We start from the raw sequence: 26998 nt of genomic DNA on the forward strand, positions 1-26998 counted from the left end.
TCATACTCATCTGCCTCTTTCCATTACCTGCTATAATTTTCATTGAACAGATTAATAACTTCATACAGCTGGTGACCAAGTAAGTGTAATGAAAGACATTGCTACAAAGTCATCAGAAATGAAAACTGCAGTACAAGAACTTGAAGGTCTCGTTTCTCATTTCAAAACAAATGCATAAAAATAAAAAAGGGGGATTTCTCATTTTAGCCCTTCTTTTTTTACTTTTAAATATATCTTTCTCTCTCCCCCTCTGTCTGCTATAATGCCTAAAGGAAAGAAGAAAGCTTTGTTCCTTTAGGAGTGAAGCTTTCTTTTAACTTTTAATATGAATTAATCCTAATACTAAGATTTTAAAATGAGGCTTTTTTATCATATGAGTTTTATGAGCATTAGAAAAAAACTGCTGTTCATGATGGGAACGGTTTGCGCTTTATTTGGCATCGCCTTAGCCTTTATTCTATTCTTCGCTATTGATCAAACTCGTAAGGCTGAAGCATTGCAAAAAGAAATTTCCCCCCTTGCAACAGAATTAAAAGAGCGTGGAGACGCTTATCAAGTTCAACTTTCTGCTTTAAGAGGTTATTTACTGCAACACGATCAGGTCGAATTAGACAAGTTTCATGAAATGAGTAAGCTTCTTGAAGATAAGAAAGCACAACTTCTTTCTAACCCTAACGTATCCCAATCCGTGAAAGATACAATGGAATTAGGCTCTACTTGGAGAAAATTTATTGAAGAAAAAGTTTTCTCTCTTGCAAAAGAACAAAAGTGGGACGAAGCATTACAAGTTGCTTCTTCAGAAAATGGCACTGTTTATAAAGTTATTGGTGATTTTACAAACTATAGCAACGAACAAGCTAAGTTACGTGAACAATCCATTGAAAAAATTGATCAATCAGCACTACTCATTGAATACGTTATATTCTTATCACTTGTTATATGTATTGTCGTTGCAATTATTCTTGCATGGTGGTTCTCTGGTAAGCTTGTAAAACCAATTCAGCAAATTGATACTAAACTAAAAGAATTATCCTCTCAAGAGGGTGACCTAACAGCTCGCCTACAAGTAAATAGCAATGATGAAATCGGTGCAATTGCAACATCATTTAATAAAATGTTAGAAAATCTGCAACATATCATTAAGCGTGTTCAAAAAACTTCTGTGGAAGTACAAAACGCTTCTGAAAATATGCTAGAAAAGACCAATACATCGCTTGATGCGACAATAAAAGTTCAAAACTCGATGTCTAATTTAAATGCAAGCATTCAATCGCAAACTTCTAGTATGGAAGAAAGCTCGACTGCAATGGATGATATGTCAATAAGTGTTCAACGTATTGCAGAATCCGCTTCGTCTGTAGCCGAACTAGCTGTAGTCACATCTGAACATGCTAACGACGGAAGTACTGTAATCCAAAAATCTATTTCACAAATGACAACGATACACGAAGCCGTAAATGCTACATCCGAAGTAGTCGAACGTCTAATCACTCATACGAAATAGATTGATACAGCTGTACAATCTATTTCTAATATCGCTGAGCAAACAAATCTACTTGCTTTAAATGCTTCTATTGAAGCGGCTCGTGCCGGCGAACAAGGGAAGGGATTTGCTGTCGTAGCAGATGAAGTTCGTAAACTTGCTGAACAATCAAAAACAGCTGCAACAGATATTAACCAATTGCTGCATCAAATTCAAAATGACACAGAAACTGCTAGCTCTATGATGTCTCAAGGTCGTTCCGAATCATTTGAAGGTATTAACGTCATTCGTGAGGCCGGCTCTTCTTTCACAACAATCGTTAATCAAGTGAATAAAGTGTCCACTCAAATTCAAGACATATCAGCAACTGCTGAAGAGATGGCTGCAAGTGCTGAAGAAATGAATGCTTCACTCAATAACATTGCTTCAATTTCTAATGAAGTATCAAGTGAAACGGCCGCAACAGCGCAATCGGCTGAACAGAAAGTCGTTGTTATGAATGAAATGACTCTAACTGCAAAACAAATGAAATAAACGGTTGAAGAATTAGATCAACTTGTATCTCACTTTAAAACTGAATAGTTTTTCAAAAAAATTCCTCTTCCACTGAGGAATTTTTTTTGAGCTCATTTCCTGCACATTGCACGTATTTCCGTTATAATGAGAATCGATATCATTAATGTGTAGGAGGTGCTACTCATGTCACAAGAAGCATTTGAAAATAAGTTGTATGCAAATTTAGAGGCTGTTATTGATCCAGAGCTAGGTGTTGATATTATCAATCTTGGATTAGTTTATGACGTTACAGCCGATGAAAATAATAATGTTGTCATTACAATGACGATGACTTCTATCGGTTGTCCAATGGCTGGCCAAATCGTATCAGACGTTAAAAAGGTATTATCAACGAACGTACCTGAAGTAAATGAAATAGAAGTAAACGTTGTATGGAATCCACCGTGGACGAAAGAACGTATGTCACGCATGGCAAAAATCGCATTAGGTATCCGTGATTAAATAAAGAAAAGACCTGACAATCCAGTCAGGTCTTTTTTCTCTTATTATTTTACTCCTACAGCGTCATAAGCTTTCGTTACAGCTTGTACAGCTTTAGAGTTTTTACCATATAAATCTTCTGCTGATTGAAGTGCAGCTTGACGCATCATTTTAAAGTCAGAGTTTGCAGTTAAATATTTAGTAAGAGCACGGTAATAAATTTTCTCTGTCGCTTCACGGCCCACTCCAGTTACTTTCACACCGTAATGCTCTCCGCCGTCAGATACTAAGTATGCAGCTTTATTGTTAATACTACTGTTAATGTGAACGCCGCCATTATCAGCTGTTCCAGTATAGCGTTTATTGTAATGATCTGGGTAACCTTCACCTGGTTTTAATGGATTTGGAATAGATGCTGGATCTTTCAGAGAACGAAGCGCATCACCAGGTTTTCCAGGTGTATAAATATCCGCACCTAAATCCCAGCTCTTCTTCTCAACCATGACACCCATAATATCAGATAACGATTCATTTAACGCACCTGACTCATTTTTGTAAACAAGATTTGCTGTATGTTCAGTTACAGCATGCGTTAACTCATGGCCAATAACGTCTAGGCCAGCTGATAATGGAATAAATGTCTTTCCATCACCATCACCATACATCATTTGCACACCGTTCCAAGCCGCATTATTCCATGCTGTACCTACGTGAACAGTAGAAATAAGTTTTGCACCTTTATCATCGAAGGAATTACGATTAAATGTCTTTTTATAGTAATCGTATACTTTTCCTGCGTTCACATGTGCATCAACAGCCGCTTTATCTTCGAAGAACTTAGATTTACTTTCAACTTCTTCTCCTGTATATCCAAGCCATTGTGAGAATAAATTAAACCAGTTTTCGTCCATATTCTCTGCATCAAATGTATGGATACCTTGTCCTCGTTTACCATCAAATAAGTTGAACGCTCCTGTTTTCGCATCTTGAGCGATTTCAAATGATTGTCTACCGCCTAATACGCCATAACCAAATCCAGTAATTTGATCTACAGCATTATATTTCTCAATAATATTTCCATTTGTCGCATCAACAAAATAATGCCAATATCCTGGAGCTGGTTTTGAAACTGACGCTTTAACAAGGTATGCAAGATAGTACTTTCCATCTTTTTCATACACAAATAAATCTTTTTTCACACCATCATAATTATTTACTTTACCAATTTCTTTCTCAATATCAGCCTTTGCAATCGTTTCTGCTTGCTCCGCACTAATGCTTGCTGCCGCTGGAATATTTTTATCTTCTAAATTCGGAATAACTTGTCCGAAAAATGCTTTTACATTATTCTCTTTATCAAGAGTAACAGTTTGATCTGATCCATACACAGGGACATTATTATGCTTTTCAACTAACTTCACATGTGTCGTACCTGATTCATCGTCTTTTTCTTCACCAACGACGTTGAAATGTTTTTCAATATTTCCTGCTAATTTAAACATATCTTTTTTGCTCTCTAAATATTGAAATACTGTCTCTTTTTTATCTAGCCCTTCTGGTGCTTTCCATTCTTCACCTATGTAAGCTGGTGTTTTAAACTCTTGGTGATACTGGATTTTTTGCTCTTCTGCTTTCGTCGTAGTTGCTCCAAATGCCCCAAACCCACTTGCGATAACAGTTAACGCTAATGCTGATGAAATTACTTGCTTTTTCAATCTAACACTCCCCATTCCCCTAAAAGTTTTTGACACTTTTATAAAATTCTGTATAATCATCCCAACACCTGTTTCCAAAAATTGAGAAAGTTTTTTCTGATAATTCCACCCATAAAAAGAGGACATCTTTTTTCGATGTCCTCTTTCCTCTAATTTTTCATTCCGTTATTTATATGCTGAAAACCCCCACTGATTAAAGTTTCACTTTATTGCATCTTCATTTCAATTGCTAAATAGTGTGATTTCTCTTTCGCTTGAATGTGAACATCCTCTTCTACAGCCTCCGCTGCATCACGCATTACAAGTGTTTCACCGTTTACAACGCTGCTACCTTCAATTTGTACAAGGTACAATTGACGTCCTTCTGTAACAGGAAAATGAATTTCTTTTCCAGCTTCTAACGATAAAGAATATAAATTCGCATCTTGATGAATTTGAATTGGTGCATCGCCTTCCAATGGAGATACCATATGGAACCACTCATTTTCACGTTTACTCCAATCAAATTTAAACTCACCATAGTTTGGCTTATGACCAGCGCGGTCTGGCAAAATCCAAATTTGTAATAGGCGTAATGTTTCATTTCCTAAATTATGCTCACTGTGAAATACACCAGTACCTGCACTCATATATTGAACATGTCCACGCTCAATTGTCCCGCGATTTCCCATACTATCTTCGTGTGTTAATGCCCCATCTACAACGTAAGAAATTATCCCCATATCTCGATGCGGATGCATATCAAATCCAGTTTGTGCTGCTACTAGATCATCATTAATAACACGTAACGCCCCAAAATTCATGTTGTTTGGATTATAATAATCTGCAAAAGAAAAATGAAAATGTGTATTTAACCAGCCGTGATTTGCTCTTCCCATATTTTTATGATCAACTTTTCTAAACATATCCTTCACCTCATATTATCTCGAATTCAAGATTTATTTTAAAATTTTTTCTTACTGTAATTTTTTTAGTAATTTTAATAATTGATTTTGTTCTTCTATATTTAAATTATGAAACTGCTCCGCTTGGAACGTTTCTTGAGGTGGGACGATTTCCTCATATAAAGCTCTTCCCTTTTCTGTTAACGAAATATATTTCGTAGTACCTTCTTGTTCACGCCCAATCCACTCCAGCTGCTCCATTTTATTTAAAAGCTGAGTGACATTTCCTTTCGTAACAAATAGCTTATTTCCAAGTTCTTGCTGCGTTAAACGATCGTGACCTCCAATTTGAACTAATACATCAAACTGAGCAGCAGATACATTCCACTTTTTCAAATGCTGATTTGTCTCACGAATACTTCTATTATAAAAGCGTGATAAACGAAACCATAATAGTAACCCTAGTCTTTCTTCTGTTTTCATTCCATCACCTCGCTCGTTTGATATTATTAGTTTAGAACTAAACTTTATAAAAGTCGAATACTTATTTTTAGTAAGCAGAAAAGAAAGCACAGCACTATTTCTCCACTATGCTTTACATCAATTTTCTATTTTTATATTCATCTAATTTCCTCTCCGCGAAATTCCTCGCATCTTTCTCAATCCATCTCTCTTCGTACGATTCACTTCCAACATACAATACATCCCTCTTATGCTGCATCGCATGGCGAAATTCATGCAAAAGTGTTTTAAGCACTTGCTCATACTCTTCCCACATACAAACGAAAATTAATTGTTTTTCCTTATGATAAAAACCACCTACTGGGAATAAAAACTCCTCTTCTTCTTCCCCTAGTGCTAAAAGCACATTATTTGCATCACACGTATCACAAAAAATAACTGGCGTTTTACTTACTTCAATAAGAGAAAACAAATCATTTCTAATCCTTTTGACATCCCAAGGAAGCTCCGAATCCAACACATACCAATTCTCAACTTGTTGATATACATTTTGAAACTGGAGTTCCATTTCTCTATAATCCCCTTCCCAAACTCCCTTTCCTTATATATATGCCACAATATGGTAAATATTAAACATATCCCTCTCTAACCAATGTGGCGTCATATCTATTTCTCGTAAAAAAGGAATCTATTTATCAATAGATTCCTTCACGATAATGATTTTTATAAAATCCGATCTTATATGTCAATTTTTCAAAGCAAAGCTTTATACATAATATATTCCTATTTGTTACTCTGTTTTCGTACTTTTTTCAACACGAAATAACAAATGCCAAACCCTATAGCCGCAAGTGCAAAATATTTAACATAAGGGCCAGCCACTTTATTGATACTTTCCCATTCTTCACCTAATTTTAGGCCTAAATACACAAATACAATTGACCACGGAATAACAGCAAGTGTAGTCAGCGTAATAAATTTAACATGCGACATCTTCGCAATACCTGCTGGTATCGAAATAGCATGACGTACAACAGGAATAAAACGCGCTGTAAAGATAACACCAGTTCCATAACGATTAAACCACGCTTCCGCATAATCAATATGTTTCTTTTGAATTAAAATATATTTCCCATAGCGTTCCAGAACTGGTCTTCCCCCGTAACGGCCGATCCAATAAATAAACAGTTGCGCGATTACACCGCCAATTGTACCGAATGCAACAGCACCCCAAAATGTAATGCTTCCTGTTGATACTAAATACCCTGCATACGACAACACGATTTCACTTGGGATAACTTCCAGCATTAATCCAAGCATAATTCCCCAATAACCGAGTCCTTCTAGAAAAACTAAAACTGAATGAATTAAATCTCCTAACATCTTTTCCCTCTCTCTTTACTGTTTTAATTATCCAAAATAAAAGTACAAGAAGTGAACATCTTGTACTTTTGTTTTTTCTAAGTTTAGGTAGTCTTTGTATTCCACTTAAAGATTTTATTCAAGAACTTATATATATTATTTGATTCCTTCGTAAGAAGCGGTCCTAAAATGGATAGGATGAGCACATATAGCGCAGAGAATGGCTTCAATACTGACATTAAACCACCCGCAATACCAATGTTGGCCATGATGATAGAGAATTCTCCTCTTGAAACAATTGTTAGACCAATATTTGTCGATGCTTTATGAGATAATCCAGCTTGTCTTCCTGCAATCATTCCCGCTACAAAGTTACCGATTATTGTAAGGAGTACAGCACCTAACGTTAGCCATATTGCTCCGCCTAATGAGAACGGATCTATACTTAAACCGAAACTGAAGAAGAAAATAGCTCCGAAAAAGTCTCTAAATGGAACAACAAGATGTTCGATTCGATCACTATGCTCTGTCTCAGAGAAAACTAGTCCTAAAAGAAGTGCCCCGATTGCTTCTGCAACGTGAATTGTTTCTGAAAAACCTGCAATAAAGAATAACGAAGCAAATACTACAATAATAAAGATTTCATCTGAACTAATATTCAACAGTTTATTTAATAACGGCGTAGCCTTTCTAGCTACAATAAAGAATAGAAGCATATATCCTAAAGCAATTCCAATTGAAGTGAGAGCACCTAAGAATGAAGCGTGATCCCCAAGGACTAAGCCAGAAACTACCGATAAATATACAGCAAGGAATATATCTTCAAACATAATAATTCCTAAAATTAGTTCGGTTTCATTATTACCAGTTCTTCTTAAATCAACTAATACTTTAGCAACGATAGCGCTAGAAGAAATCGTAATAATACCCGCAATAATTAAGATTTCAAGTAACGGGAAGCCCATTATAAATCCGTATAATAATCCTAGCGAAAAGTTAATTAAGATATAAATCGTTCCACCAATCGCAATAGAGCGTCCAGATTTAATTAGTTTTTTCATCGAAAATTCTAATCCTAGATAGAAAAGAAGGAACAGAACGCCAATCCTTCCAAGGAAGGAAATCACACTTGCACTTTCAATAAATTTGAGATCGATAACACCTATTGTCGGCGCGTGCGGCCCTACTAACATTCCGAGCACAATTAGAAAAGGAATTACTGAGAATTTAAACTTTCCAGCAATCACCGCAGCAATTGCAACTAATATTAACGCTGTACCAACTTCAAAAATTAAAGTATCCATCTAGTCAGTCCCCCTATTTGAAAGTAATTCATTAATAATTTTTTTAATTTCTTCTCTCTCACCTGAAACTACAAGCATATCTCCTTCTTCAATTACCGTTTCTGGTCCTGGATTAAATAGCTTTTTCATATTCTTTTTCATAACTGCAATTATCGTTACGCTGTATGTTTTTCTTATTTCAAGATCACCAATTGTTTTTCCGATTGCCGGAGCTGTATTCTCCACTTTAAACCACTCAATCGCTAAACCTTCAAAAACCATCTCAACATTTTCTAATGCTCGAGGTTTATACACCATTCCGCCTAATATTGCTGCAATTTGTCTTGCCTCTGAGTCACGCAGTGAAATACTTGAGATACTTTCTTCATGATTTGAATCAAAATGATACATTTCTCTACGCCCATCATCATGAATGACAATCACCATCTTTTCGTTACCTTTCGTAACGATTTGAAACTTATACCCAATACCCGGAAGTTCACTTTCTCTAATATTCATATTTAGCTCCTCCACAACGATTTTTATTTGAATTTTCTGTTTTTCTGTCTTTTATTCATCCAATCAATTTTAGAAATTCTAACCATTCAGGGTACCTGTGATTTGGAAATCTTTTATTGTAATAATAAGTGGCCCCTAAAAAGATACTTAAAGACGTAATGATAAAAAATACATTACTTCTCATTTTCAAACTCTCAAGACTTACTTTCAATAAAGACTCTTCTTTCAAATTATCCCCTCTTTTTCGCTTTAAATTTAGTTTTTTAAAATGTAAATAATTCTAAAAATATTACGATGTAACTTAATCATAACATAAAACATATTTAAGTAACATGTTTTTTTAGAAAATTTGATTCTGGTATATTTTTTGCATATAATTTTCTTATTATGAAAAAAAGGAAGTGTATTATATGGTTGATATCTTTAGCAGATTCCTTGAGGTAACGAATAATATTTTGTGGTCATATATTCTTATTGCAATGTTAATCGGCTTCGGTCTTTATTTCTCTTTTAAATTGAAATTTGTCCAAATTACGCATTTCGGTGAGATGGTCAGTTTAATTAGTAGAGGATTCAGTCAAAAAGAAAAGAAAAAAGATAGCATCTCCCCATTCCAAGCATTTTGCTTAAGTGCTGCAGCTCGCATCGGTATCGGGAACTTAGCTGGTGTAGCATTAGCAATTTCCATGGGTGGACCAGGCGCAGTATTTTGGATGTGGTTTATCGCTATTCTCGGAGCAGCTACTAGTTTTGTGGAATGTACGCTTGCACAAATTTATAAAGTAAAAGATGGAAGCAGATTCCGTGGTGGACCAGCATATTACATGGAAAAAGGGTTAAACAAACGCTGGATGGGTGTCTGGTTTTCACTTCTCATTACAGTTGCGTACGGATTAATTTTCAATTCAGTACAAGCAAATACAGTAACAATAGCGTTTGAAAATGCTTTTGGACTAGAGCGAACTGTCGTAGGAGCTCTATTAGCTTTATTAGTTGCAGTTATTATTTTTGGCGGTATTAAGAGCATTTCACGTATTACAGAAATGATTGTTCCTCCAATGGCAATCGTTTATATTGGTGTGGCTATTTTTGTCGTTATTAAAAACTTCAATATGTTACCAAGCATTTTTCTGGAAATATTTAACGGTGCATTCGGTTTAGACCAAGCCATCGCTGGTGGTATTGGAGCAGCAATCAAGTTCGGAATTCAACGCGGTTTATTCGCGACAGAAGCAGGTATGGGTAGCTCTCCTAATGCAGCTGCAACATCAGATGTATCTCACCCTGCAAAACAAGGACTTGTTCAAGCATTAGGTGTTTTCGTAGACACATTCTTAGTATGTACATCAACAGCATTTATCGTATTATGTTCTGGACTTTACAAAGGATCAAATTTACAAGGTATTGAATTAACACAACAAGCATTAAGTTCACAAATCGGACCGTGGGCAAGCACTTTCTTAGCGATTATTATTTTCCTATTTGCTTTCAGTTCCTTACTAGGAAACTACTATTATGGTGAAACAAATATCGCATTCATTAAAGAAAGCAAAACATGGTTAATGATTTATCGCGTTGCAGTTGTCGGAATGGTGTTCTTCGGATCAATCGCTGCCCTTCAAACAGTTTGGAGTTTAGCTGATTTCTTTATGGGACTAATGGTATTTACAAACTTAATTGCCATCTCATTCCTTAGCAAGTTCGCCTACGCAGCATTAGTAGACTATATTAAGCAAAAGAAACAAGGAAAAGATCCTGTTTTCTATGCAAGTTCTATCCCTGACTTAAAAAATACGGAGTGCTGGGATGGACAAGATGTAGAAGAAAAACAGCAGGCTGTATAACAAATAAAAGCGGAAGCAGCTCGTTCAGAATGTGAGGAGGATGGAACTTTTGACGTAGAGGCGCTCTTTGCCTCGCAGGAAAAAGCGAAGCCACCGAACATTCTAGTCGCTGGAGCTGGATACCAACTAAAAGTGGAGGTGACTTGCTCAGAACAGGAGGGCATTGGAGCTCCTGACGAAGAGGCGCTTTTTGCCTCACAGGAAGGCGCAAAATGACCGACTGTTCTAGTCACCGGAGCTGGATATTAAATAGAAATCCCTATTACTTCACAGTAATAGGGATTTTTATTTACAACAGTTCATAATTTGTTCAAATTAATTCCAGCAAAAGGGTTGATTTATATAAATTACTAGATTATAATAATTATAAATTAGTAATTGATATAACATAACAACTCAAAAGGAGATTGATCATAATGAATAAACAAGTAATCGAAGTATTAAACAAACAGGTAGCAAACTGGAGTGTTTTATTTACAAAACTACACAACTTCCATTGGTACGTAAAAGGACCTCAATTCTTCACACTACATGAGAAATTTGAAGAGCTTTACACAGAATCAGCTACTCACATCGATGAAATTGCAGAACGTATTTTAGCAATTGGTGGCAAACCAGTAGCAACAATGAAAGAATACTTAGAACTATCTTCTATTCAAGAAGCAGCTTACGGAGAAACTGCAGAAGGGATGGTCGAAGCAATCATGAAAGACTACGAAATGATGCTAGGCGAATTGAAAAAAGGTATGGAAATTGCACAAGACTCTGACGACGAAATGACATCAGACTTACTACTTGGCATCTACACAGAACTAGAAAAACACGCTTGGATGCTACGTGCATTCTTGAATCAATAATAACTTAAAAGCGGAAGCGGTTCGTTCAGAATGTGAGGAGGATGGAGTTTTTGACGTAGAGGCGCTCTTTGCCTCGCAGGAAAAAGCGAAGCCACCGAACATTCTAGCCGCTGGAGCTGGATATCAACTTAAAGCGGAAGCGGCTCGTTCAGAGTCGCTTCTTTTTATACAGTGCTCAAACATGATGGTACATGGAATTATATCGCCGATTTTTCAAATATATCGGCTTTTCCACAAATAGTGACAATGTTAGCACCCCCTCCTCTACTTTTATCACTATATTACAATCCCTTTTATGTTAAAATATAGAAAACACCCTTTAGTAAACAGATCCAAAAAGCTTTTCCAAATTCATCATTTACTACTTAAATGGCGGGAGTGGTTCAGTTGAAAGACTACTTAATTCGGGCATTTTTCGCGTTAATAACAGTTGGGATTCTCTTACTTATAGCTAATATTTTCAACATACATGTCGAGGTTAAAGACTATCCTTTCCTCATTGTTGTAGCTATTGGTGGCGGTTGGGGTGGCTGGTACCTGTATAAAAAACAAAGTAATCAAAGTGATAAAGGCATTCCAAAGTAATATAGAATGCCTTCTTTTTATTGCCGTCTATAATAAATAATAAAATTCAAACCGCTAATACAACCAATTCCTATAAACATATAAAAAGTCTGTGGATCTCCAACAAGACCATATTCATCAACGATAAAGCCCTCCATGAAGAGTGCTATCGCCGAAACACCAATACACAATATAGAAATAAACCAAAGCGAAAATTCATTAATCAGCTCTTTCTTCTGTCTTAAAACAATTAACATAGCAAGAATAGACGCTGCTAAAATGCTTTTAAAAACCGGACGCAAGTACACAAACTCTTCCATCTATTTCTCCTTTCCCAAAACATTACATTTCAACATTAACATATTTAACCAAATTAAAAACACATGCCTTTTTACGATAAAAAAGACATGTGTTTCTATAAAAATACACTATGATAGTTGTTTCCACTTCGTCCCCAAAACAGGACGCTCGTAATTTTGTATCTTATGAATTAATTCGTCTGCCGTCTCAGCTGAAACGATTAACTCTTTATTCGATGGATTCATAAAGCCTTCTTCAGCTGCACGATTAACCATTTGTAAAATTGGTCCGTAAAAATCTTTAATGTTTAATAAACCAACCGGCTTATTATGTATACCAATTTGTGACCAACACACAACTTCAAATAGCTCTTCAAACGTTCCATATCCGCCTGGTAATGCAATGAAAGCATCTGCAAGCTCTGCCATTTTCGCCTTACGCTCATGCATCGTTTCTACTTCAATTAATTCTGTTAATCCTGTATGAACAATTTCACCGCGGAATAAACCACGCGGCATAACACCCGTTACGCGTCCACCTAAGCGAAGAACTTCGTTTGCTACTTCTCCCATTAATCCAACGCATGAACCACCGTATACAAGCTCATAATCGTTCTCAACAAACATTTTTCCTAATTGAATTGCCTGCTCTTTAAATTCTGGTCTCTCCCCTAAATTTGAAGCTGCAAACACACAAATCTTTCTCATTTCCACACCCCGAAACTATATATTGTCATGATACAATGAATATTGTACAACATATTGAAGGGATGAGGAAGAAATGGATATCGTTGCATTTCAAAGATGGGTTGAGGAATTTTACGAAAAACGGAGCTGGTCTCAGTATAACTCCTTTATTCGCTTAAATTTCTTAACTGAAGAAGTTGGGGAAGTTTCACGCGTTGTACGCGCAATTGAAATTGGTCGTGATCGTCCTGATGAACAAACGAAAGGACAAGAGGAATTAAGGTTAGAATTAAAAGAAGAACTTGGGGATGTTCTTGCGAATCTTATTATTCTCTCGCAAAAATATGATTTAGATTTACAAGACATTATGGAAGCACACGTCACAAAGCTTTCGGAAAGGTTCGAAGTGACTAAATGAGAATATTATCAATTATGATATAATAACTTTGCTACGATACAAAGGAGGAGTTTTATTATGTTATCAAAAAAATTACATGATGCACTAAATGAACAAATGAACTTTGAATTCTACTCTGCCCACGCTTACATGGCAATGGCTGCTTACTGTACAGCCGAGAGCTATGATGGCTTCGCTAACTTTTTCCTTGTACAAGCTGAAGAAGAGCGTTTCCACGCAATGAAGCTTTACAACTATATTAATGACCGCGGCGAGCGCGCTATTATTACTGGGTTTGATAATCCTAATAATGAATATGAATCTGTATTGAACGCTTTTGAAGTCGCACTTGAGCACGAGCGCGAAGTAACGAAACGCATTTATAACTTATCTGATATCGCTTGGGATGAGCGCGAACACGCAACAATTACGTTCTTAAAATGGTTCGTTGACGAGCAAGTAGAAGAAGAAGCTTCATTCGATAGCATCATTCAAAAATTAAAGCGTATTACAAACGATTCAAATGCACTATTTATGCTAGATGCTGAATTAGAGAAGCGTACATTTACGCCTCCGGCTGAATAACAAAAAAAGCAATGAGCCCGCGCTCATTGCTTTTCTTAATTTATTAAAGCATAACCCCAACGATAATCGCTGATAATATACTTACTAACGTTGCACCGTATACAAGTTTTAATCCGAAAGAAGATACAACGTTTGCTTGTTTTCCATCGATACTCTTCGTTGCACCTGCGATAATTCCGATAGATGAGAAGTTCGCAAATGATACAAGGAAGATTGATAAAATACCTACTGTACGAGCTGATAAGTCGCCAGCTACTTTTCCTAAATCAAGCATCGCAACAAATTCGTTTGTTACTAATTTCGTTGCCATAATTTGTCCTGCTTGTAGCATCTCTGATGTTGGAATACCCATTATGAATGCTAATGGTGAGAAGATATATCCTAAAATGCTTTGGAATGTGATTCCGAAAATTGAATCGAATACACCGTTAATTGCTGTAATTAATGCTACGAAACCGATTAACATCGCCGCTACTGTTACAGCGATAGAGAAACCAAGCATAATATATTCGCCTAACATTTCAAAGAATGTTTGTTTCTTATCTTCTTGTAATTCTAAAATATCGTCTTCTTCTTTTACGTCATATGGATTAATGATGTGAACGATAATGAATCCACTAAATAAGTTTAGTACAAGTGCTGTTACTACATATTTTGGATCAATCATTTTCATGTAAGAACCGACGATTGACATCGATACTGTTGACATTGAAGATGCACATAGTGTGTATAAACGATTTTTCGGTAATTTGCTTAGTTGGTCTTTTACTGTAATGAATACTTCACCTTGACCAACAATTGCAGCCGCTACTGCATTATATGATTCTAATTTTCCTAAACCGTTAATTTTACTTAATACGAAACCGACTGCACGAATGATAATCGGTAAAATTTTAATATGTTGTAAAATCCCGATTAATACTGCTAAGAAAATAATCGGTAATAATACTGTTAAGAAGAATGGTGCTTGTCCATCGTTTGCTAGACCACCAAATACGAAATTAACCCCAGCTTCCGCAAATTTTAAAATAGCGCCAAATCCATCTGCAATCCCTTTTACTAATACAAATCCGACCTTTGTATTTAGTAAGAAATACGCAAGTACCAATTGAATAACAAGCATAACTGCAATTGGTTTATATTTAATTTTCTTACGATCTGAACTGATAAGGAAACCTAGTACAAACACTACAAGTAAACCGACTAGAAACATTACTAGTTTCATATGTGAATCCTCCACTTCTCCCACGAGTTATTGGTCGTATAACGTATAACGAATGACGTCTGACCATTGATGTTAAAAAAATTTAAAACCCCTAAATACTATTCAACTGTCACCTAAAATCAGTAAGCGTTTACATAAATTGCAATTTATAAAAGGTAGCCTCTTCTCTCCTACCGTATTGAAAGTCTGAAATTGATACCACCTACAAATCAAATTGTAAGCGTTATCTAGACGAAATGCAATATAAATTTTAAAAGATTTTTATATGTTAATATATTCCTAACTAATTGGTTTTTTTATGTAAAATTACCATAAAACAATAGCCCTAACTATGAGCTAGGGCTATCCTTTTTTATAACATAACACCAACGATAATCGCTGATAAAAGACTTACTAGTGTCGCACCGTATACAAGTCGTAATCCAAATGATGAAACAACGTTTGATTGGTTTTCATCAATTCCTTTCGTTGCACCTGCAATAATTCCGATAGATGAAAAGTTCGCAAATGATACAAGGAATACAGAAAGAATACCGACTGTACGAGCTGATAAATCACCAGCTACTTTTCCTAGATCAAGCATCGCAACAAATTCGTTCGATACTAATTTCGTTGCCATAATTTGTCCCGCTGTTACCATTTCTGATTGCGGGATACCCATTACGAACGCTAATGGTGAGAAGATATATCCTAAAATAGCTTGGAATGTAATACCGAACACTGAATCAAACAAGCTATTGATTGCTGTAATTAATGCTACGAAACCAAGTAACATTGCTGCTACCGTAATCGCAATCGTGAAACCAAGCATAATATATTCGCTCAGCATTTCAAAGAATGATTGCTTTTTCTTATTTTCTAACTTTAGTGTATCCTCTTCTTCCGTAATATCGTACGGATTAATAATATGAATAATAATGAAACCACTAAATAAATTTAATACAAGTGCTGTTACTACATATTTTGGCTCAATCATTTTCATATAAGAACCAACGATTGACATCGATACTGTCGACATCGAAGATGCACATAGTGTATATAAACGATGTTTCGGGATTTTACTTAATTGATCTTTTACTGTAATGAATACTTCTGCTTGTCCAACAATTGCAGCCGCTACTGCATTATATGATTCTAGTTTTCCTAGACCATTTACTTTACTTAACAAAGTACCAATAGCACGAATAAATATCGGTAAAATTTTAAAATGCTGCAGAATTCCGATTAATACCGCAAAGAATACGATTGGTAATAATGCCGTTAAGAAGAATGAAACTTCTCCTTTATTAACAAGACCTCCAAATACGAAAACGATTCCAGCTTCCGCATATCCAAGAAGCGCCCCAAATCCATCCGAAATTCCTTTTACTAAAATATAACCAACTTGTGTATTTAATAAGAAATACGTTAACGCTAACTGAATAACAAGCATAACCATGATTGGTTTATACTTAATCTTCTTTCGATCCGCACTTATAAGAAAACCGAGTACAAATACAGCGAGTAATCCTACAAGAAACATAACAAACTTCATTAATAAAATCCTCCATTTAACTCTTCTTTAATGTTGAACGTCTGACGACTCGAAATAAGAAATAATCCGAACTTTCCATTTATCATTAAAAACATAAAAATGAATACAAAAAGTCATCTAACCTCTTATTCCAAGGCCATTAACCATTCTAACACAAATTATAACTCACATCTGCATTTCCCTTAAAAAAATTACATTTAATTATAAAACCACGTTAATGTTCGTCTTTTACCTCTCTCCTTAGTTTATTACCATAAAAAAACGAGCATCAAATTTCTTTGATGCTCGTTTCATCTTTTATTATACAGCTTTTTCTTTATCCGCTACCGCTGGCTTATCCCAACACTCTGTATTCGTTAAACCAGGAATAGAATCTGCACTGAAAACTGGATCTTTCCCTTGTTTCTTTTGCCTTACATAGTCCGCTAATGCAGCATACGCAAATCGTCCAAGAAGTGTAATCGCAATTAAGTTTGTGATTACCATTAGACCCATGAATAAATCTGCCATATTCCATACGACTTGAAGCGTCGCAACAGAACCGAATAATACCATTCCCACTACCGCAATACGATAAATTGTTAACCAAGTTTTGCTTTGTTTAATGAATTCAATATTCGTTTCACCATAATAGTAGTTTCCTAGAAGTGAACTAAATGCAAATAAGAAGATGATAATCGCTAAGAAGCTACTTGCCCATGGACCGATTTGTGAACTTAATGCATTTTGTGTTAATTCAATTCCTTCTAAGTTTGTTGCCTTATATGCACCAGAACATAGTACGATAAATGCTGTTGATGTACATACTAAGAATGTATCTACTAACACTCCAATTGTTTGAATAAACCCTTGTTTCGCTGGATGCGTTACATCCGCTGTTGCTGCCGCATTCGGCGCACTACCCATACCTGCTTCATTCGCAAATAATCCGCGCTGAATACCATATTTCATTGCAGCCCCAATACCGCCACCTACAGCTGAATCTAAACCGAATGCACCTTTAAAGATTTCTGTGAACACATCCGGTATTAAATAGAAGTTTTTAATAACAACGAAAACAGCTACTGCAATATAAATAATTGCCATTGGCGGAACGATCATTTCAGACATACGTGCAATACTTTTCACACCACCAAAAATAATAATCGCGACTAATGCTGCAAGTACAATCCCTACAACATAACGCTCAATGCCAAAAGCGTTTTTAAATGCCAACGTAACTGTATTCGCTTGTACTGAGTTAAAAATTAAACCGTAACTAATCGTGATAAGAATAGAGAACCAAATTCCCATCCAACGTTTATTTAAACCTTTTTCCATATAATAAGCAGGACCACCACGGAAGCCACTGCCATCTTTTATTTTATAAATTTGCGCAAGCGTACTTTCTACGAAACTTGAAGACGCTCCAATAATCGCAATAACCCACATCCAAAATACAGCTCCAGGTCCTCCCATAGAAATAGCTAGCGCTACACCAGCTAAGTTCCCGATACCAATACGAGCTGCTGAACTCATACAAAAAGCTTGGAATGACGATACGCTGCCCTTTTTACGTGTCTTTCCAGTTAATCCATCACTCATTAGTCGAACCATTTCCCCTAAATGAGTAATTTGTACGAATTTTAATTTAATAGAAAAATAAAGCCCTAAACCAATTAGCATTGCAATAAGAATATATGACCAAAGAATTGTATTCGTTGATGAAACGAACTGTTCTAAAATATTCATACAATTAGCCCCTCCCTTTTTTCTTCATAAATCGAATTATATTTCAAAAATATTCAAAAATCAACATTTTTCGACAGGGTATTACTTCCATATGTTAGCTTTTATAACATCATGGTGTTATTTGTTATGATTTATGACTCGATATTTACGAACTGTACATACTAAAACAAGAAATAATTCCATAAACAAATGCATTGACAAAAAACCCAACCTGTAACTATAATGATTACAACAGGTTGTAACAAACCTAATTACATTAAATTCATTCATTTTCAGATATACACTTTAACAAAACACTTTGGAGGGAATCATTATGAAAATTGGAATTATCGGAGCAAGCGGAAAAGCAGGAAGTCGTATTTTAAAAGAAGCATTAGATCGCGGACATGAAGTAACTGCCATCGTAAGAAGCGCTGCAAAAATTACAGAAGACAATGTAAAAGTTTTAGAAAAAGATGTATTCAACCTTACATCTAATGACCTACAAGCATTCGATGTTGTTGTAAATGCATTCGGTGCTCCAGCGGGTGAAGAGCACCTTCACGTAGATGCAGGAAACGTACTAATTGAAGCACTAAAAGGTGCACCAAATACAAAATTATTTGTAGTGGGCGGAGCTGGAAGCCTATTTGTAGACGAAGAGAAAACAACACGTGTATTCGACACACCAGGATTCCCAAAAGAATACCTAGCAACTGCTCAAAACCAAGGTAAAAACTTAGAAATCTTACAACAAACAAACGATATTACTTGGACATTCATCAGCCCTTCTGCGCTATTTGCACTAGGAAAACGCACTGGTTCTTACAAAGCTGGTAAAGACAACCTTCTCGTTAACGCAAAAGGTGATAGCTACGTAAGTTACGAAGACTTCGCAGTAGCAGCACTTGATGAAATCGAAAATCCAAAACATATAAATGAACGCTTCACAGTTGTTTCTGAAGCTGAGTAATAAAAAAGGCTCGTAAACATTATGTTTACGAGCTTTTTTATTTCTTTTAAGCTTTTACCTCTTGTATACCTTCTGTTAACCTTGCTCTGTAATTTTAAAGAACTTTTCTTCTGTCTTCTTAACATCATCTTGTATTACATCATTAATTATATTTCCCTAATATAATTAATGATGTGTGCATAAGAGAAAGCATTGGCAAATGCCAATGCTTTTTCCTTTATCTTTTATGTTGATTCGGTTTATTTGGTTTATGTGGCCCTTCAGCCTTCTTCCAACTTACCGCTAACTCTGGACTTGTTTTTTCTTCACTACGCTCAAGTAACACAACTGCATTTTGAATCGTCGGCGTTCCTTTATGCGCAATTCCTTGTAATTTCGTTAAATTTCCTGATACTTTAAAGCTAAATCCACCCGATGGTGTTTGTTTCGGAATTAAAATGCGGAATTTCTCTCCCACATTAAATTCAGTTTTCGCTTCACCTTTTTCATTTACGAACTTCGCGCCTTCTGGTGCGCCTGTTGCTTGTACTTTATACGTTCCGCTTTTAGCGTTTGTTTGCACTGTATATAAGCCAGTTTCAAAAAACTCATCTTTCAATACTGCTTCTTGTTCTTCTGTAGGATTTACACTCATCGTAATTTCTTGTAGTTCCTCACTAGCGCTTGCTCTTGCAACTATATCTTTCGTTACTTTTTCTACATTTTTATTACGAAAATCTAAATCGTTAATATCAATTTGTTTTAACGCATTCCACACCGCAAGCTGCGTTGCGTAATGTGCCTCTCTCCAATCAGAAACACCTAATTCTTGCGGACTCTTCTGTGGATATCCGTTTAATAATACGCGGTACACTTCAATATCCACTTTCCCCATTTCCGGTAAATCTTGACCACTTGGAGATTTCAAATCAACATTTAAGCAAAAAGCAATTTTACCATCTGCAGTTTTAATAAGTTCTGTTCGAATTGGCTTCTTCTTTGTCCTACTATAACTCCAATCCATTTCATACTTTGTATGGTCCATAACTTCTGCGGATGCTTTTTGAAGTGGGAATAATAAGTTCGTAAATACAAATAAAACACTCAAAAAAGCAGCCATTAGCTTGAACGATCGTTTTATATTCATGTCTACAACCCCTTATAAAATAACAAATTTACTACTGTTTATTATTTAGTTAGAACATTTTTTTATGCATAAGCAAAACAAAAAAAAAAAAAAAAGAGTGCTAACTGTTTGCACTCTTTCTCTCCACTATAAATTTAGAAATCAAAGTTATCAGGGTCTGGACCAACACGGTGATTTTCGTTTAACGCATCGATTTTTTCCATATCTTCTTTCGTTAATTCGAAGTTAAATATATCAGCATTCTCAATAATACGATGTTCTTTCGTTGATTTTGGAATTGTTACAACTTCGTTTTGCAGATCCCATCGTAAAATAACTTGAGCTGTTGTCTTACCATATTTATTAGCAATTTCTTGTAATGTTTCATTATCTAATAGTTGACCTTGCATAAGCGGTGACCATGCTTCCAGTTGAATACCTTGCTCTTTACAGAAAGCTTGTAGTTCCTTTTGCGTTAAACGCGGATGATATTCGACTTGATTAATCATCGGTTTAATTTCTGCACCTTCCATTACATCCTTCAGGTGATGGATTTGGAAGTTACTTACACCAATTGCACGTACACGCTCTTCTTTATAAAGTGTCCCTAACGCTCTCCACGAATCTTTATATTTCCCTTCAACAGGCCAATGAACAAGATATAGATCTAAATAATCTAGCTCTAATTTTTTTAAGCTCTCTTCATATGCAGCAAGTGTTGTTTCATACCCTTGATCTGCGTTCCATACTTTTGAAGTAATGAATACATCTTCTCGCGAAATTCCCGCTTCTTTTATACCAGCGCGAATGCCTTCTCCAACCGCTTTTTCATTTCCATAAATCGCAGCCGTATCAATACTACGGTATCCTGCTTTAATTGCCAATTTCACAGCCTCTACCAGTTCCGGTCCATCTTCTACTTTAAATACACCTAAACCAAACCAAGGCATTTCTACACCGTTATGCAATACTGTTTTACTTTGTAAATTTTTCATTATACTCTTCTCTCCCTTATTTCACTTGATCTCTTTTTTCTAAGCTCATACTCCATGCTGTTAAAATAACAGCGCCTACTACCATAATGCCGCCTACCCAGCCTGTATGAATTAGCCCTAACGAGTTCGTTACAATGCCCCCTAAATAAGCACCGAGGGCAATCCCTGCGTTAAACGCTGCAATGTTAATTGCTGATGCAACATCAACGGCACTCGGCACGAAACGTTCAGCCAATATAACGACATACACTTGTAGCCCGGGAACGTTCATAAATGCGAATAGTCCCATGAAAATAATTGTAATAAGCCCAGCTACTTGAAATGGCGCTGTAAATGTTAGTACGAATAATACAATTGCTTGAATGAAAAACATATAAAATAATGCGCGAATTGGATTATGATTTGATAACTTCCCGCCAATCATATTTCCAATCGCAATTGCGATTCCATACACTAACAAAATCATTGTAACGGTACTTACTTTAAACCCTGTCACTTCTTGTAATAGCGGAGATAAATACGTAAATGTTACAAACGTCCCCCCGTATCCTAATGCAGTAATGATGAAAACAAGTAATAGTCTTCCATTCGTGATTAGTTTGAATTGATCACGAAATGATACAGACGTGCCTTTTTTTAAATTAGACGGAATTAGCACGCTATTTGCGACTAAGGCAACGATTCCAATTAATACAATCACCATAAACGATGCTCTCCAGCCAAATTGTTGACCAATAAATGTTCCAATAGGGACACCTGTAATAGTCGCAACGGTTAAACCTGTAAACATAAAAGCAATTGCGCTAGCACGTTTATTTTCTGGGACGAGTGCAGCTGCAATCGTTGAACCAATTGACATAAAAACACCATGTGCAAATGCAGAGACAATCCTTGCGATAAGTAAAACAGTAAAACTCGTTGCTACCGCTGCAATTCCATTACCAATAATGAAAACAATCATAATCCACATTAATAACGTCTTTCTCGACATAATAGCTGTTAACGCCGTTAACACAGGAGCGCCAAACGCTACTCCTAATGCATATAAAGAAACGGTTAAGCCCGCTGTTGTAACGGAAACATGTAAATCCTCTGAAATAGACGGTAATAAACCAACGCTAATAAACTCGGTTGTACCAATCCCAAACGCACTAATTGCTAGCGCTAATAAAGCTAACATACTTCTTCGATTCGTCTGAACAGCCGAAGAAGATACTGTATATGAATTCAATTGAACTCCTCCTTAATACAAGAAATCCAATCATAATAGTATGATAAAAAGGCCTTTTTATCTTTTACAAAAATAACTTTATTGCTTATAAATACTATTATGATTCGTTTCATTCTTTTTTTGAAGAACGCACTTTAAAGTACGATAGGTACCAAAAAGTAACATAGGCACTTTTTAGTACCGTACTACTCATTTCCCTCTTACGTATGCTATTATGAAACATATTCAACACGATAAAAAGTACGTACTTTAAAGTGCTATAGGCACTAAAAAGTAACATTTAAGTTTATTTAGCTTCTTTTGTTGAAAAACTGAAATCTATGTTCATCAAAGGAGATTTTTATATGAAGAAATATAATATTCCTGTGGAGGCAACTTTAGAGGTTATCGGCGGAAAATGGAAAGTCGTTATTCTTTGTCACTTAACGAAAGGTACAAAGAGAACGAGTGAACTAAAACGTTTAATGCCTGGTATTACACAAAAAATGTTAACGCAGCAATTACGTGAATTAGAAGAAGATGGCGTTATTCACAGAAAGGTATATAATCAAGTACCACCAAAAGTAGAATATTCCCTCACTGACTACGGGTGGTCTTTAGAATCGATTCTTGATTCTCTTTGTACTTGGGGCGAATGCCATCTTGAAAAAAGCGGCAACACATCCATGTTAATTACAGAGGGTGAACAATAAGAAAAAAGGAAAAAAAGAACAAAAATTTGTTCTTTTTTTCCTTTTTTTCTACATATATATGTACATTTCTAACCTAGACAAAATAATTTATGCGCTTTCATGCCTTGTCAGTACTAGGTTACGGACTCAATATCAAATAATTAGGAATCATTTTTATGTTAACATACGTGTATATAGTATATAATATAGGTTATATATTATATACACTTTCCGATAAGGGAACTTTCCATTATGCGGACAAGCCATGTATCGGACAGTTCATAGATAATAGGTAAGACATTATGGTTTTAGATTTATGATTTCGGCTTATTTGCCCTCATAAATTTAAAGGCATTTTATTGTGTTTTGTGAAACTTTGTATAAAGTTTCGCAAACTTTTTCTGTCCTTACCTATGCCAGGGATATTAATTCCAAAAAAATAAGAGTATTGCTATCGTAAAGGAGAATTGGAGATGCCAGAAACTATGACTCAAACAAAGCCAGAACAAGAAACTGTACAAATTTCTGCTAGCCAAGGACAACTTGATGTACTTGATCAGTTGTTAAAACCTGAGGTACAAGAATCATTAACAACACTAGTGGAGCAGCTTCCAAAATTAACTGAGCTTGTTAACATTTTAACTAAGTCTTATGACTTCGCTCAAACTGTTGCTACTGACGAAGTATTAAAAAGCGACACTGTTAGCGCAATCCAAGAGATTGTAGAACCTGTAAAAGATACAGTGAAAAGCATGGCTGCAACTGCTATCGAAGCGAAAGATCGCGCTGATGAAAGCAGCGAAGTTATCGGCCTGTTCGGTCTATTAAAATTATTAAAAGACCCACAAGCACAAAAAATGTTCCGCTTTGTAAACGCATATCTTCAAGTTAGTGCAGAACGTAATAATAAATAATTTAACTTATAACAACAATTAGTAAAGACGGGGGATATCATACTATGTCAAAACAAATTGTCATCTTAGGCGCTGGTTATGGCGGTCTTCTTGCCGCTTTAAACGTACGTAAATATTACAGCAAATCAGAAGCACAAGTTACAGTGATTAACCAATACCCAACACACCAAATCATCACTGAACTACACCGCCTTGCAGCTGGTAACGTTGCTGAGCAAGCAGTTGCAATGCCACTTACAAAGCTTTTCAAAGGCAAAGACATCGATCTTAAAATCGCAACAGTTGAGTCATTCTCAGTTGATAGCAAAGAAATCAAACTAGCTGGTGGCACTACTTTATCTTACGATGCACTTGTAGTTGCTTTAGGAAGTAAAACTGCTTACTTCGGTATTCCAGGACTAGAAGAAAACAGCATGGTATTAAAATCTGCTGCTGATGCAAACAAAATCTACAAACACGTTGAAGACCGTATTCGTGAATACGCTAAAACGAAAAACGAAGCTGATGCTACAATCGTAATCGGTGGTGGCGGATTAACTGGCGTTGAGCTAGTTGGTGAGCTTGCTGACATTATGCCTAAACTTGCAAAAAGCCACGGCGTAAATCCAAAAGAAGTTAAACTTCTTCTTGTTGAAGCAGGTCCAAAAATCCTTCCAGTATTACCAGACCACTTAATCGAACGTGCAACTACTAGCTTAGAAGCACGCGGCGTTACATTCTTAACAGGTCTTCCTGTAACAAACGTTGCTGGCAATGAAATCGACTTAAAAGACGGTCAAAAACTAGTTGCTAACACATTCGTTTGGACAGGCGGCGTACAAGGTAACCCATTAATCGGTGAATCAGGTCTTGAAGTAAACCGTGGTCGTGCAACAGTTGATGCATACCTACAATCTACTTCTCACAAAGACGTATTCGTTGCTGGAGACAGCGCTGTTGTCTTCTCTCCAGACGGTCGTCCATACCCACCAACTGCACAAATCGCTTGGCAAATGGGTGAGTTAATTGGATACAACTTATACGCAGCACTAGAAGGCAAAGCATTCGAAGAGTTCGCACCTGTAAACTCTGGAACACTTGCTAGTCTAGGGCGTAAAGATGCTGTTGCTACAATTGGAGCAAGCAATACTCCACTTAAAGGTTTACCAGCATCATTAATGAAAGAAGCAAGTAACGTTCGTTACTTATCACACATTAAAGGTCTATTCAGCTTAGCTTACTAATCTGAATATAAGCCCGAATCATGCCCTGCATGGTTCGGGCTATTTTTATCCGTAATTTTCCCCACTTACTTATATTCGGCAGAGGAATACTATAACCCTCTTCAATTATCTAAATATACTGACTTTTTTGTGTCGAAATTGTGTATAGGAAAGAGTGAAAGTATCTTCCTTACTTCCACTCTTCCACAAAAACCATTATCCCAGTTTCACTAAGCTGTAGTTCTTCTTCCCTTTACGAATAATAATAAATCTTCCATCAAAAGAATTTTCTACAGTAACATCCGTGCTGACATCCGTTACTTTTTCACCGTTCATAGATATAGCACCATTATTAATATCCTCACGTGCTTGTCTTCTAGATGGTTCAATTCCTAAATCAACTAGCCACTCTACAATATTTTTCGTCTCTTTTGAAGATTGGAATGTCGGCATCTCTTTAAATCCTTGTTCAATTTCATCAGCTGTTAACGATTTAATATCTCCGCTAAATAATGCCGATGTAATTTTCACAGCTTGCAAAAATGCCTCTTCTCCGTGAACGAATTTCGTCATTTCTTCCGCTAATACTTTTTGCGCCTCACGTTTATGTGGTTCTGCTTCCACCTTCACTGCCAATTCATCAATGCGCTCTTTCGTTAAGAACGTAAAGTATTTCAAGTATTTAATTACGTCACGGTCATCTGTATTCACCCAAAACTGGTAAAATTCAAACGGTGTTGTTTTTTCAGGATCGAGCCAAACTGCACCACCTGCCGATTTACCAAATTTCGTACCATCTGATTTCAATAATAACGGAATCGTTAATCCGAATACTTTCGCTTCATGACCTTCTAACTTACGAATTAAATCTAAACCGCTCGTAATATTTCCCCATTGGTCACTACCGCCAATTTGTAATTGAACATCTTCTTTTGTGTATAAATGATGGAAGTCCATCGCTTGCAAGATTTGGTACGTAAATTCTGTGAAAGAAATTCCTGTATCTAAACGACTTGCTACAATGTCCTTCGCTAACATGCTATTGATACTAAAGTTTTTGCCGTAATCACGTAAAAACTCGATAATGTTTATTTCATGTGTCCAGTCGTAGTTATTTACCATCTTCACTTCGCTATTCCCGCCGAAATCAAATAGCTTTTTCATTTGCGCCGTTAACGCATCTACGTTATGCTGCACCACTTCTAAAGTTTGCAGTTGGCGCTCTGATTGACGACCACTCGGATCACCAATTGTTCCTGTTGCCCCACCAATTAAAATAACCGGATGATGTCCAGCTAATTGAAATCTTTTCATCATCATAAAAGGAATCAAATGTCCGATATGCATACTATCACCGGTCGGATCTACCCCACAGTATAACGAAATCTCTTTCTCTTCTACTAGCTTACGTAATCCTTCTTCATCCGTCTGTTGATTAACAGCACCGCGCCATTCTAATTCATCAATAATATTCATCTCTTGCCATCCCCTTTATTTTTTT

Annotated in this window: 26 protein-coding genes and 1 pseudogene; 11 read left to right on the forward strand and 16 right to left on the reverse strand. The window is 36.2% G+C overall.

What is annotated here, in order from left to right; genetic code table 11:
- The first annotated feature begins 373 nt into the window (after positions 1–373).
- Positions 374–2017 (forward strand): annotated as a pseudogene (locus tag MR109_RS05720) (methyl-accepting chemotaxis protein).
- Positions 2018–2182: 165 nt separating this feature from the next.
- Positions 2183–2500 carry a metal-sulfur cluster assembly factor gene (locus tag MR109_RS05725; RefSeq protein WP_002174114.1) on the forward strand — a complete coding sequence of 106 codons (318 nt, stop codon included), beginning with the start codon at positions 2183–2185 and terminating at the stop codon, positions 2498–2500.
- A 44-nt stretch (positions 2501–2544) separates the two neighbouring features.
- On the opposite strand, the gene nprB is transcribed toward MR109_RS05725, so the two are convergent.
- The 7 genes from nprB to MR109_RS05760 form a co-directional block, all read right to left on the reverse strand.
- The gene (gene nprB / locus MR109_RS05730; RefSeq protein WP_142343092.1) at positions 2545–4194 is read right to left on the reverse strand and encodes a neutral protease NprB; all 1650 of its coding nucleotides are present in this window, start codon (positions 4192–4194) and stop codon (positions 2545–2547) included.
- Between the two features lie 206 nt (positions 4195–4400).
- Complete coding sequence (locus MR109_RS05735; protein WP_242271271.1) at positions 4401–5099, reverse strand: pirin family protein; 699 nt, start codon at positions 5097–5099, stop codon at positions 4401–4403.
- 51 nt (positions 5100–5150) lie between these two features.
- Positions 5151–5561: a MarR family winged helix-turn-helix transcriptional regulator gene (locus MR109_RS05740; RefSeq protein WP_071717486.1), complete on the reverse strand. Its 411-nt coding sequence runs from the start codon at positions 5559–5561 to the stop codon at positions 5151–5153.
- 112 nt (positions 5562–5673) lie between these two features.
- Positions 5674–6108 (reverse strand): DUF3920 family protein, encoded by a 435-nt coding sequence (locus MR109_RS05745; RefSeq protein ID WP_002174118.1) that lies wholly within the window; start codon positions 6106–6108, stop codon positions 5674–5676.
- Between the two features lie 215 nt (positions 6109–6323).
- Positions 6324–6923: an undecaprenyl phosphate transporter UptA gene (gene uptA / locus MR109_RS05750; RefSeq protein WP_048375441.1), complete on the reverse strand. Its 600-nt coding sequence runs from the start codon at positions 6921–6923 to the stop codon at positions 6324–6326.
- Between the two features lie 83 nt (positions 6924–7006).
- On the reverse strand, positions 7007–8206 hold the full coding sequence (locus MR109_RS05755) for a cation:proton antiporter (RefSeq protein ID WP_025148266.1): 1200 nt from the start codon (positions 8204–8206) through the stop codon (positions 7007–7009).
- On the reverse strand, positions 8207–8704 hold the full coding sequence (locus MR109_RS05760) for a cation:proton antiporter regulatory subunit (protein ID WP_242271272.1): 498 nt from the start codon (positions 8702–8704) through the stop codon (positions 8207–8209).
- A 410-nt stretch (positions 8705–9114) separates the two neighbouring features.
- On the opposite strand from MR109_RS05760, the gene MR109_RS05765 reads away from it, so the two are divergent.
- The 3 genes from MR109_RS05765 (at position 9115) to MR109_RS05775 (ending at position 11990) form a co-directional block, all read left to right on the forward strand.
- Positions 9115–10548 (forward strand): alanine/glycine:cation symporter family protein, encoded by a 1434-nt coding sequence (locus tag MR109_RS05765; RefSeq protein ID WP_242271273.1) that lies wholly within the window; start codon positions 9115–9117, stop codon positions 10546–10548.
- A gap of 416 nt (positions 10549–10964) precedes the next feature.
- Entirely contained in the window at positions 10965–11405 is a 441-nt protein-coding gene (locus tag MR109_RS05770; RefSeq protein ID WP_002174124.1) for a Dps family protein, read from the forward strand.
- 387 nt (positions 11406–11792) lie between these two features.
- The gene (locus MR109_RS05775) at positions 11793–11990 is read left to right on the forward strand and encodes a hypothetical protein (RefSeq protein ID WP_071717483.1); all 198 of its coding nucleotides are present in this window, start codon (positions 11793–11795) and stop codon (positions 11988–11990) included.
- A gap of 17 nt (positions 11991–12007) precedes the next feature.
- On the opposite strand, the gene MR109_RS05780 is transcribed toward MR109_RS05775, so the two are convergent.
- Together MR109_RS05780 and MR109_RS05785 are read right to left on the reverse strand one after the other, a co-directional pair.
- A complete protein-coding gene (locus tag MR109_RS05780; protein ID WP_071717482.1) occupies positions 12008–12289 on the reverse strand; it encodes a hypothetical protein in 282 nt (93 codons plus the stop codon).
- A gap of 108 nt (positions 12290–12397) precedes the next feature.
- Positions 12398–12976: an LOG family protein gene (locus MR109_RS05785; RefSeq protein WP_277930959.1), complete on the reverse strand. Its 579-nt coding sequence runs from the start codon at positions 12974–12976 to the stop codon at positions 12398–12400.
- 73 nt (positions 12977–13049) lie between these two features.
- Between MR109_RS05785 and MR109_RS05790 the strand changes: the two genes are divergently transcribed.
- Together MR109_RS05790 and MR109_RS05795 are read left to right on the forward strand one after the other, a co-directional pair.
- Positions 13050–13373, forward strand: coding sequence for a MazG-like family protein (locus MR109_RS05790; protein ID WP_242271274.1), 324 nt, complete (start codon positions 13050–13052; stop codon positions 13371–13373).
- Between the two features lie 57 nt (positions 13374–13430).
- Entirely contained in the window at positions 13431–13937 is a 507-nt protein-coding gene (locus tag MR109_RS05795) for a ferritin (protein WP_002174129.1), read from the forward strand.
- A 43-nt stretch (positions 13938–13980) separates the two neighbouring features.
- On the opposite strand, the gene MR109_RS05800 is transcribed toward MR109_RS05795, so the two are convergent.
- The 3 genes from MR109_RS05800 to MR109_RS05810 all read right to left on the reverse strand — a co-directional run bounded on the left by MR109_RS05800 (position 13981) and on the right by MR109_RS05810 (position 18427).
- Positions 13981–15162, reverse strand: a complete 1182-nt coding sequence (locus tag MR109_RS05800) for a NupC/NupG family nucleoside CNT transporter (RefSeq protein ID WP_025148260.1) — start codon at positions 15160–15162, stop codon at positions 13981–13983.
- 352 nt (positions 15163–15514) lie between these two features.
- Entirely contained in the window at positions 15515–16696 is a 1182-nt protein-coding gene (locus tag MR109_RS05805; RefSeq protein WP_098307727.1) for a NupC/NupG family nucleoside CNT transporter, read from the reverse strand.
- 300 nt (positions 16697–16996) lie between these two features.
- Positions 16997–18427 (reverse strand): alanine/glycine:cation symporter family protein, encoded by a 1431-nt coding sequence (locus tag MR109_RS05810; protein ID WP_098307729.1) that lies wholly within the window; start codon positions 18425–18427, stop codon positions 16997–16999.
- Between the two features lie 313 nt (positions 18428–18740).
- Between MR109_RS05810 and MR109_RS05815 the strand changes: the two genes are divergently transcribed.
- Positions 18741–19379 carry an NAD(P)-dependent oxidoreductase gene (locus tag MR109_RS05815; protein WP_242271275.1) on the forward strand — a complete coding sequence of 213 codons (639 nt, stop codon included), beginning with the start codon at positions 18741–18743 and terminating at the stop codon, positions 19377–19379.
- Between the two features lie 217 nt (positions 19380–19596).
- Here the strand turns inward: MR109_RS05815 and MR109_RS05820 are convergent, their stop codons facing one another.
- The 3 genes from MR109_RS05820 to MR109_RS05830 all read right to left on the reverse strand — a co-directional run bounded on the left by MR109_RS05820 (position 19597) and on the right by MR109_RS05830 (position 22659).
- A complete protein-coding gene (locus MR109_RS05820) occupies positions 19597–20505 on the reverse strand; it encodes a thioester domain-containing protein (protein WP_098307731.1) in 909 nt (302 codons plus the stop codon).
- A gap of 134 nt (positions 20506–20639) precedes the next feature.
- Positions 20640–21479, reverse strand: a complete 840-nt coding sequence (locus MR109_RS05825) for an aldo/keto reductase (protein WP_277930961.1) — start codon at positions 21477–21479, stop codon at positions 20640–20642.
- A 16-nt stretch (positions 21480–21495) separates the two neighbouring features.
- Positions 21496–22659 (reverse strand): MFS transporter, encoded by a 1164-nt coding sequence (locus MR109_RS05830; RefSeq protein ID WP_242271673.1) that lies wholly within the window; start codon positions 22657–22659, stop codon positions 21496–21498.
- 395 nt (positions 22660–23054) lie between these two features.
- Here MR109_RS05830 and MR109_RS05835 point away from each other — a divergent pair, with 395 nt between their 5' ends.
- The 3 genes from MR109_RS05835 (at position 23055) to MR109_RS05845 (ending at position 25518) form a co-directional block, all read left to right on the forward strand.
- On the forward strand, positions 23055–23402 hold the full coding sequence (locus MR109_RS05835) for a winged helix-turn-helix transcriptional regulator (protein WP_002174138.1): 348 nt from the start codon (positions 23055–23057) through the stop codon (positions 23400–23402).
- A 452-nt stretch (positions 23403–23854) separates the two neighbouring features.
- Positions 23855–24295 (forward strand): DUF1641 domain-containing protein, encoded by a 441-nt coding sequence (locus MR109_RS05840; protein ID WP_002174139.1) that lies wholly within the window; start codon positions 23855–23857, stop codon positions 24293–24295.
- A 44-nt stretch (positions 24296–24339) separates the two neighbouring features.
- Entirely contained in the window at positions 24340–25518 is a 1179-nt protein-coding gene (locus tag MR109_RS05845) for an NAD(P)/FAD-dependent oxidoreductase (protein WP_002174140.1), read from the forward strand.
- A 195-nt stretch (positions 25519–25713) separates the two neighbouring features.
- Here the strand turns inward: MR109_RS05845 and tyrS are convergent, their stop codons facing one another.
- Positions 25714–26973: a tyrosine--tRNA ligase gene (tyrS, locus tag MR109_RS05850; protein ID WP_242271276.1), complete on the reverse strand. Its 1260-nt coding sequence runs from the start codon at positions 26971–26973 to the stop codon at positions 25714–25716.
- Positions 26974–26998 lie beyond the last annotated feature (25 nt).

The sequence above is a fragment of the Bacillus cereus group sp. BfR-BA-01310 genome (assembly GCF_022664325.1).
GTDB classification, from domain to species: domain Bacteria; phylum Bacillota; class Bacilli; order Bacillales; family Bacillaceae_G; genus Bacillus_A; species Bacillus_A paramycoides.

Bases quoted from the DNA above. Each gene is read 5' to 3' on its own strand.
- MR109_RS05725 (WP_002174114.1), top strand. From the start codon at position 2,183: ATGTCACAAGAAGCATTTGAAAATAAGTTGTATGCAAATTTAGAGGCT.
- MR109_RS05840 (WP_002174139.1), top strand. From the start codon at position 23,855: ATGCCAGAAACTATGACTCAAACAAAGCCAGAACAAGAAACTGTACAA.
- MR109_RS05760 (WP_242271272.1), bottom strand. From the start codon at position 8,704: ATGAATATTAGAGAAAGTGAACTTCCGGGTATTGGGTATAAGTTTCAA.
- MR109_RS05815 (WP_242271275.1), top strand. From the start codon at position 18,741: ATGAAAATTGGAATTATCGGAGCAAGCGGAAAAGCAGGAAGTCGTATT.
- MR109_RS05770 (WP_002174124.1), top strand. From the start codon at position 10,965: ATGAATAAACAAGTAATCGAAGTATTAAACAAACAGGTAGCAAACTGG.
- MR109_RS05790 (WP_242271274.1), top strand. From the start codon at position 13,050: ATGGATATCGTTGCATTTCAAAGATGGGTTGAGGAATTTTACGAAAAA.
- MR109_RS05810 (WP_098307729.1), bottom strand. From the start codon at position 18,427: ATGAATATTTTAGAACAGTTCGTTTCATCAACGAATACAATTCTTTGG.
- MR109_RS05795 (WP_002174129.1), top strand. From the start codon at position 13,431: ATGTTATCAAAAAAATTACATGATGCACTAAATGAACAAATGAACTTT.
- MR109_RS05745 (WP_002174118.1), bottom strand. From the start codon at position 6,108: ATGGAACTCCAGTTTCAAAATGTATATCAACAAGTTGAGAATTGGTAT.
- MR109_RS05820 (WP_098307731.1), bottom strand. From the start codon at position 20,505: ATGAATATAAAACGATCGTTCAAGCTAATGGCTGCTTTTTTGAGTGTT.
- MR109_RS05740 (WP_071717486.1), bottom strand. From the start codon at position 5,561: ATGAAAACAGAAGAAAGACTAGGGTTACTATTATGGTTTCGTTTATCA.
- MR109_RS05755 (WP_025148266.1), bottom strand. From the start codon at position 8,206: ATGGATACTTTAATTTTTGAAGTTGGTACAGCGTTAATATTAGTTGCA.
- uptA (WP_048375441.1), bottom strand. From the start codon at position 6,923: ATGTTAGGAGATTTAATTCATTCAGTTTTAGTTTTTCTAGAAGGACTC.
- MR109_RS05835 (WP_002174138.1), top strand. From the start codon at position 23,055: ATGAAGAAATATAATATTCCTGTGGAGGCAACTTTAGAGGTTATCGGC.
- MR109_RS05785 (WP_277930959.1), bottom strand. From the start codon at position 12,976: ATGAGAAAGATTTGTGTGTTTGCAGCTTCAAATTTAGGGGAGAGACCA.
- MR109_RS05765 (WP_242271273.1), top strand. From the start codon at position 9,115: ATGGTTGATATCTTTAGCAGATTCCTTGAGGTAACGAATAATATTTTG.
- MR109_RS05800 (WP_025148260.1), bottom strand. From the start codon at position 15,162: ATGAAACTAGTAATGTTTCTAGTCGGTTTACTTGTAGTGTTTGTACTA.
- MR109_RS05825 (WP_277930961.1), bottom strand. From the start codon at position 21,479: ATGAAAAATTTACAAAGTAAAACAGTATTGCATAACGGTGTAGAAATG.
- MR109_RS05805 (WP_098307727.1), bottom strand. From the start codon at position 16,696: ATGAAGTTTGTTATGTTTCTTGTAGGATTACTCGCTGTATTTGTACTC.
- MR109_RS05845 (WP_002174140.1), top strand. From the start codon at position 24,340: ATGTCAAAACAAATTGTCATCTTAGGCGCTGGTTATGGCGGTCTTCTT.
- MR109_RS05830 (WP_242271673.1), bottom strand. From the start codon at position 22,659: ATGTTAGCTTTATTAGCGCTAGCAATTAGTGCGTTTGGGATTGGTACA.
- MR109_RS05735 (WP_242271271.1), bottom strand. From the start codon at position 5,099: ATGTTTAGAAAAGTTGATCATAAAAATATGGGAAGAGCAAATCACGGC.
- MR109_RS05780 (WP_071717482.1), bottom strand. From the start codon at position 12,289: ATGGAAGAGTTTGTGTACTTGCGTCCGGTTTTTAAAAGCATTTTAGCA.
- tyrS (WP_242271276.1), bottom strand. From the start codon at position 26,973: ATGAATATTATTGATGAATTAGAATGGCGCGGTGCTGTTAATCAACAG.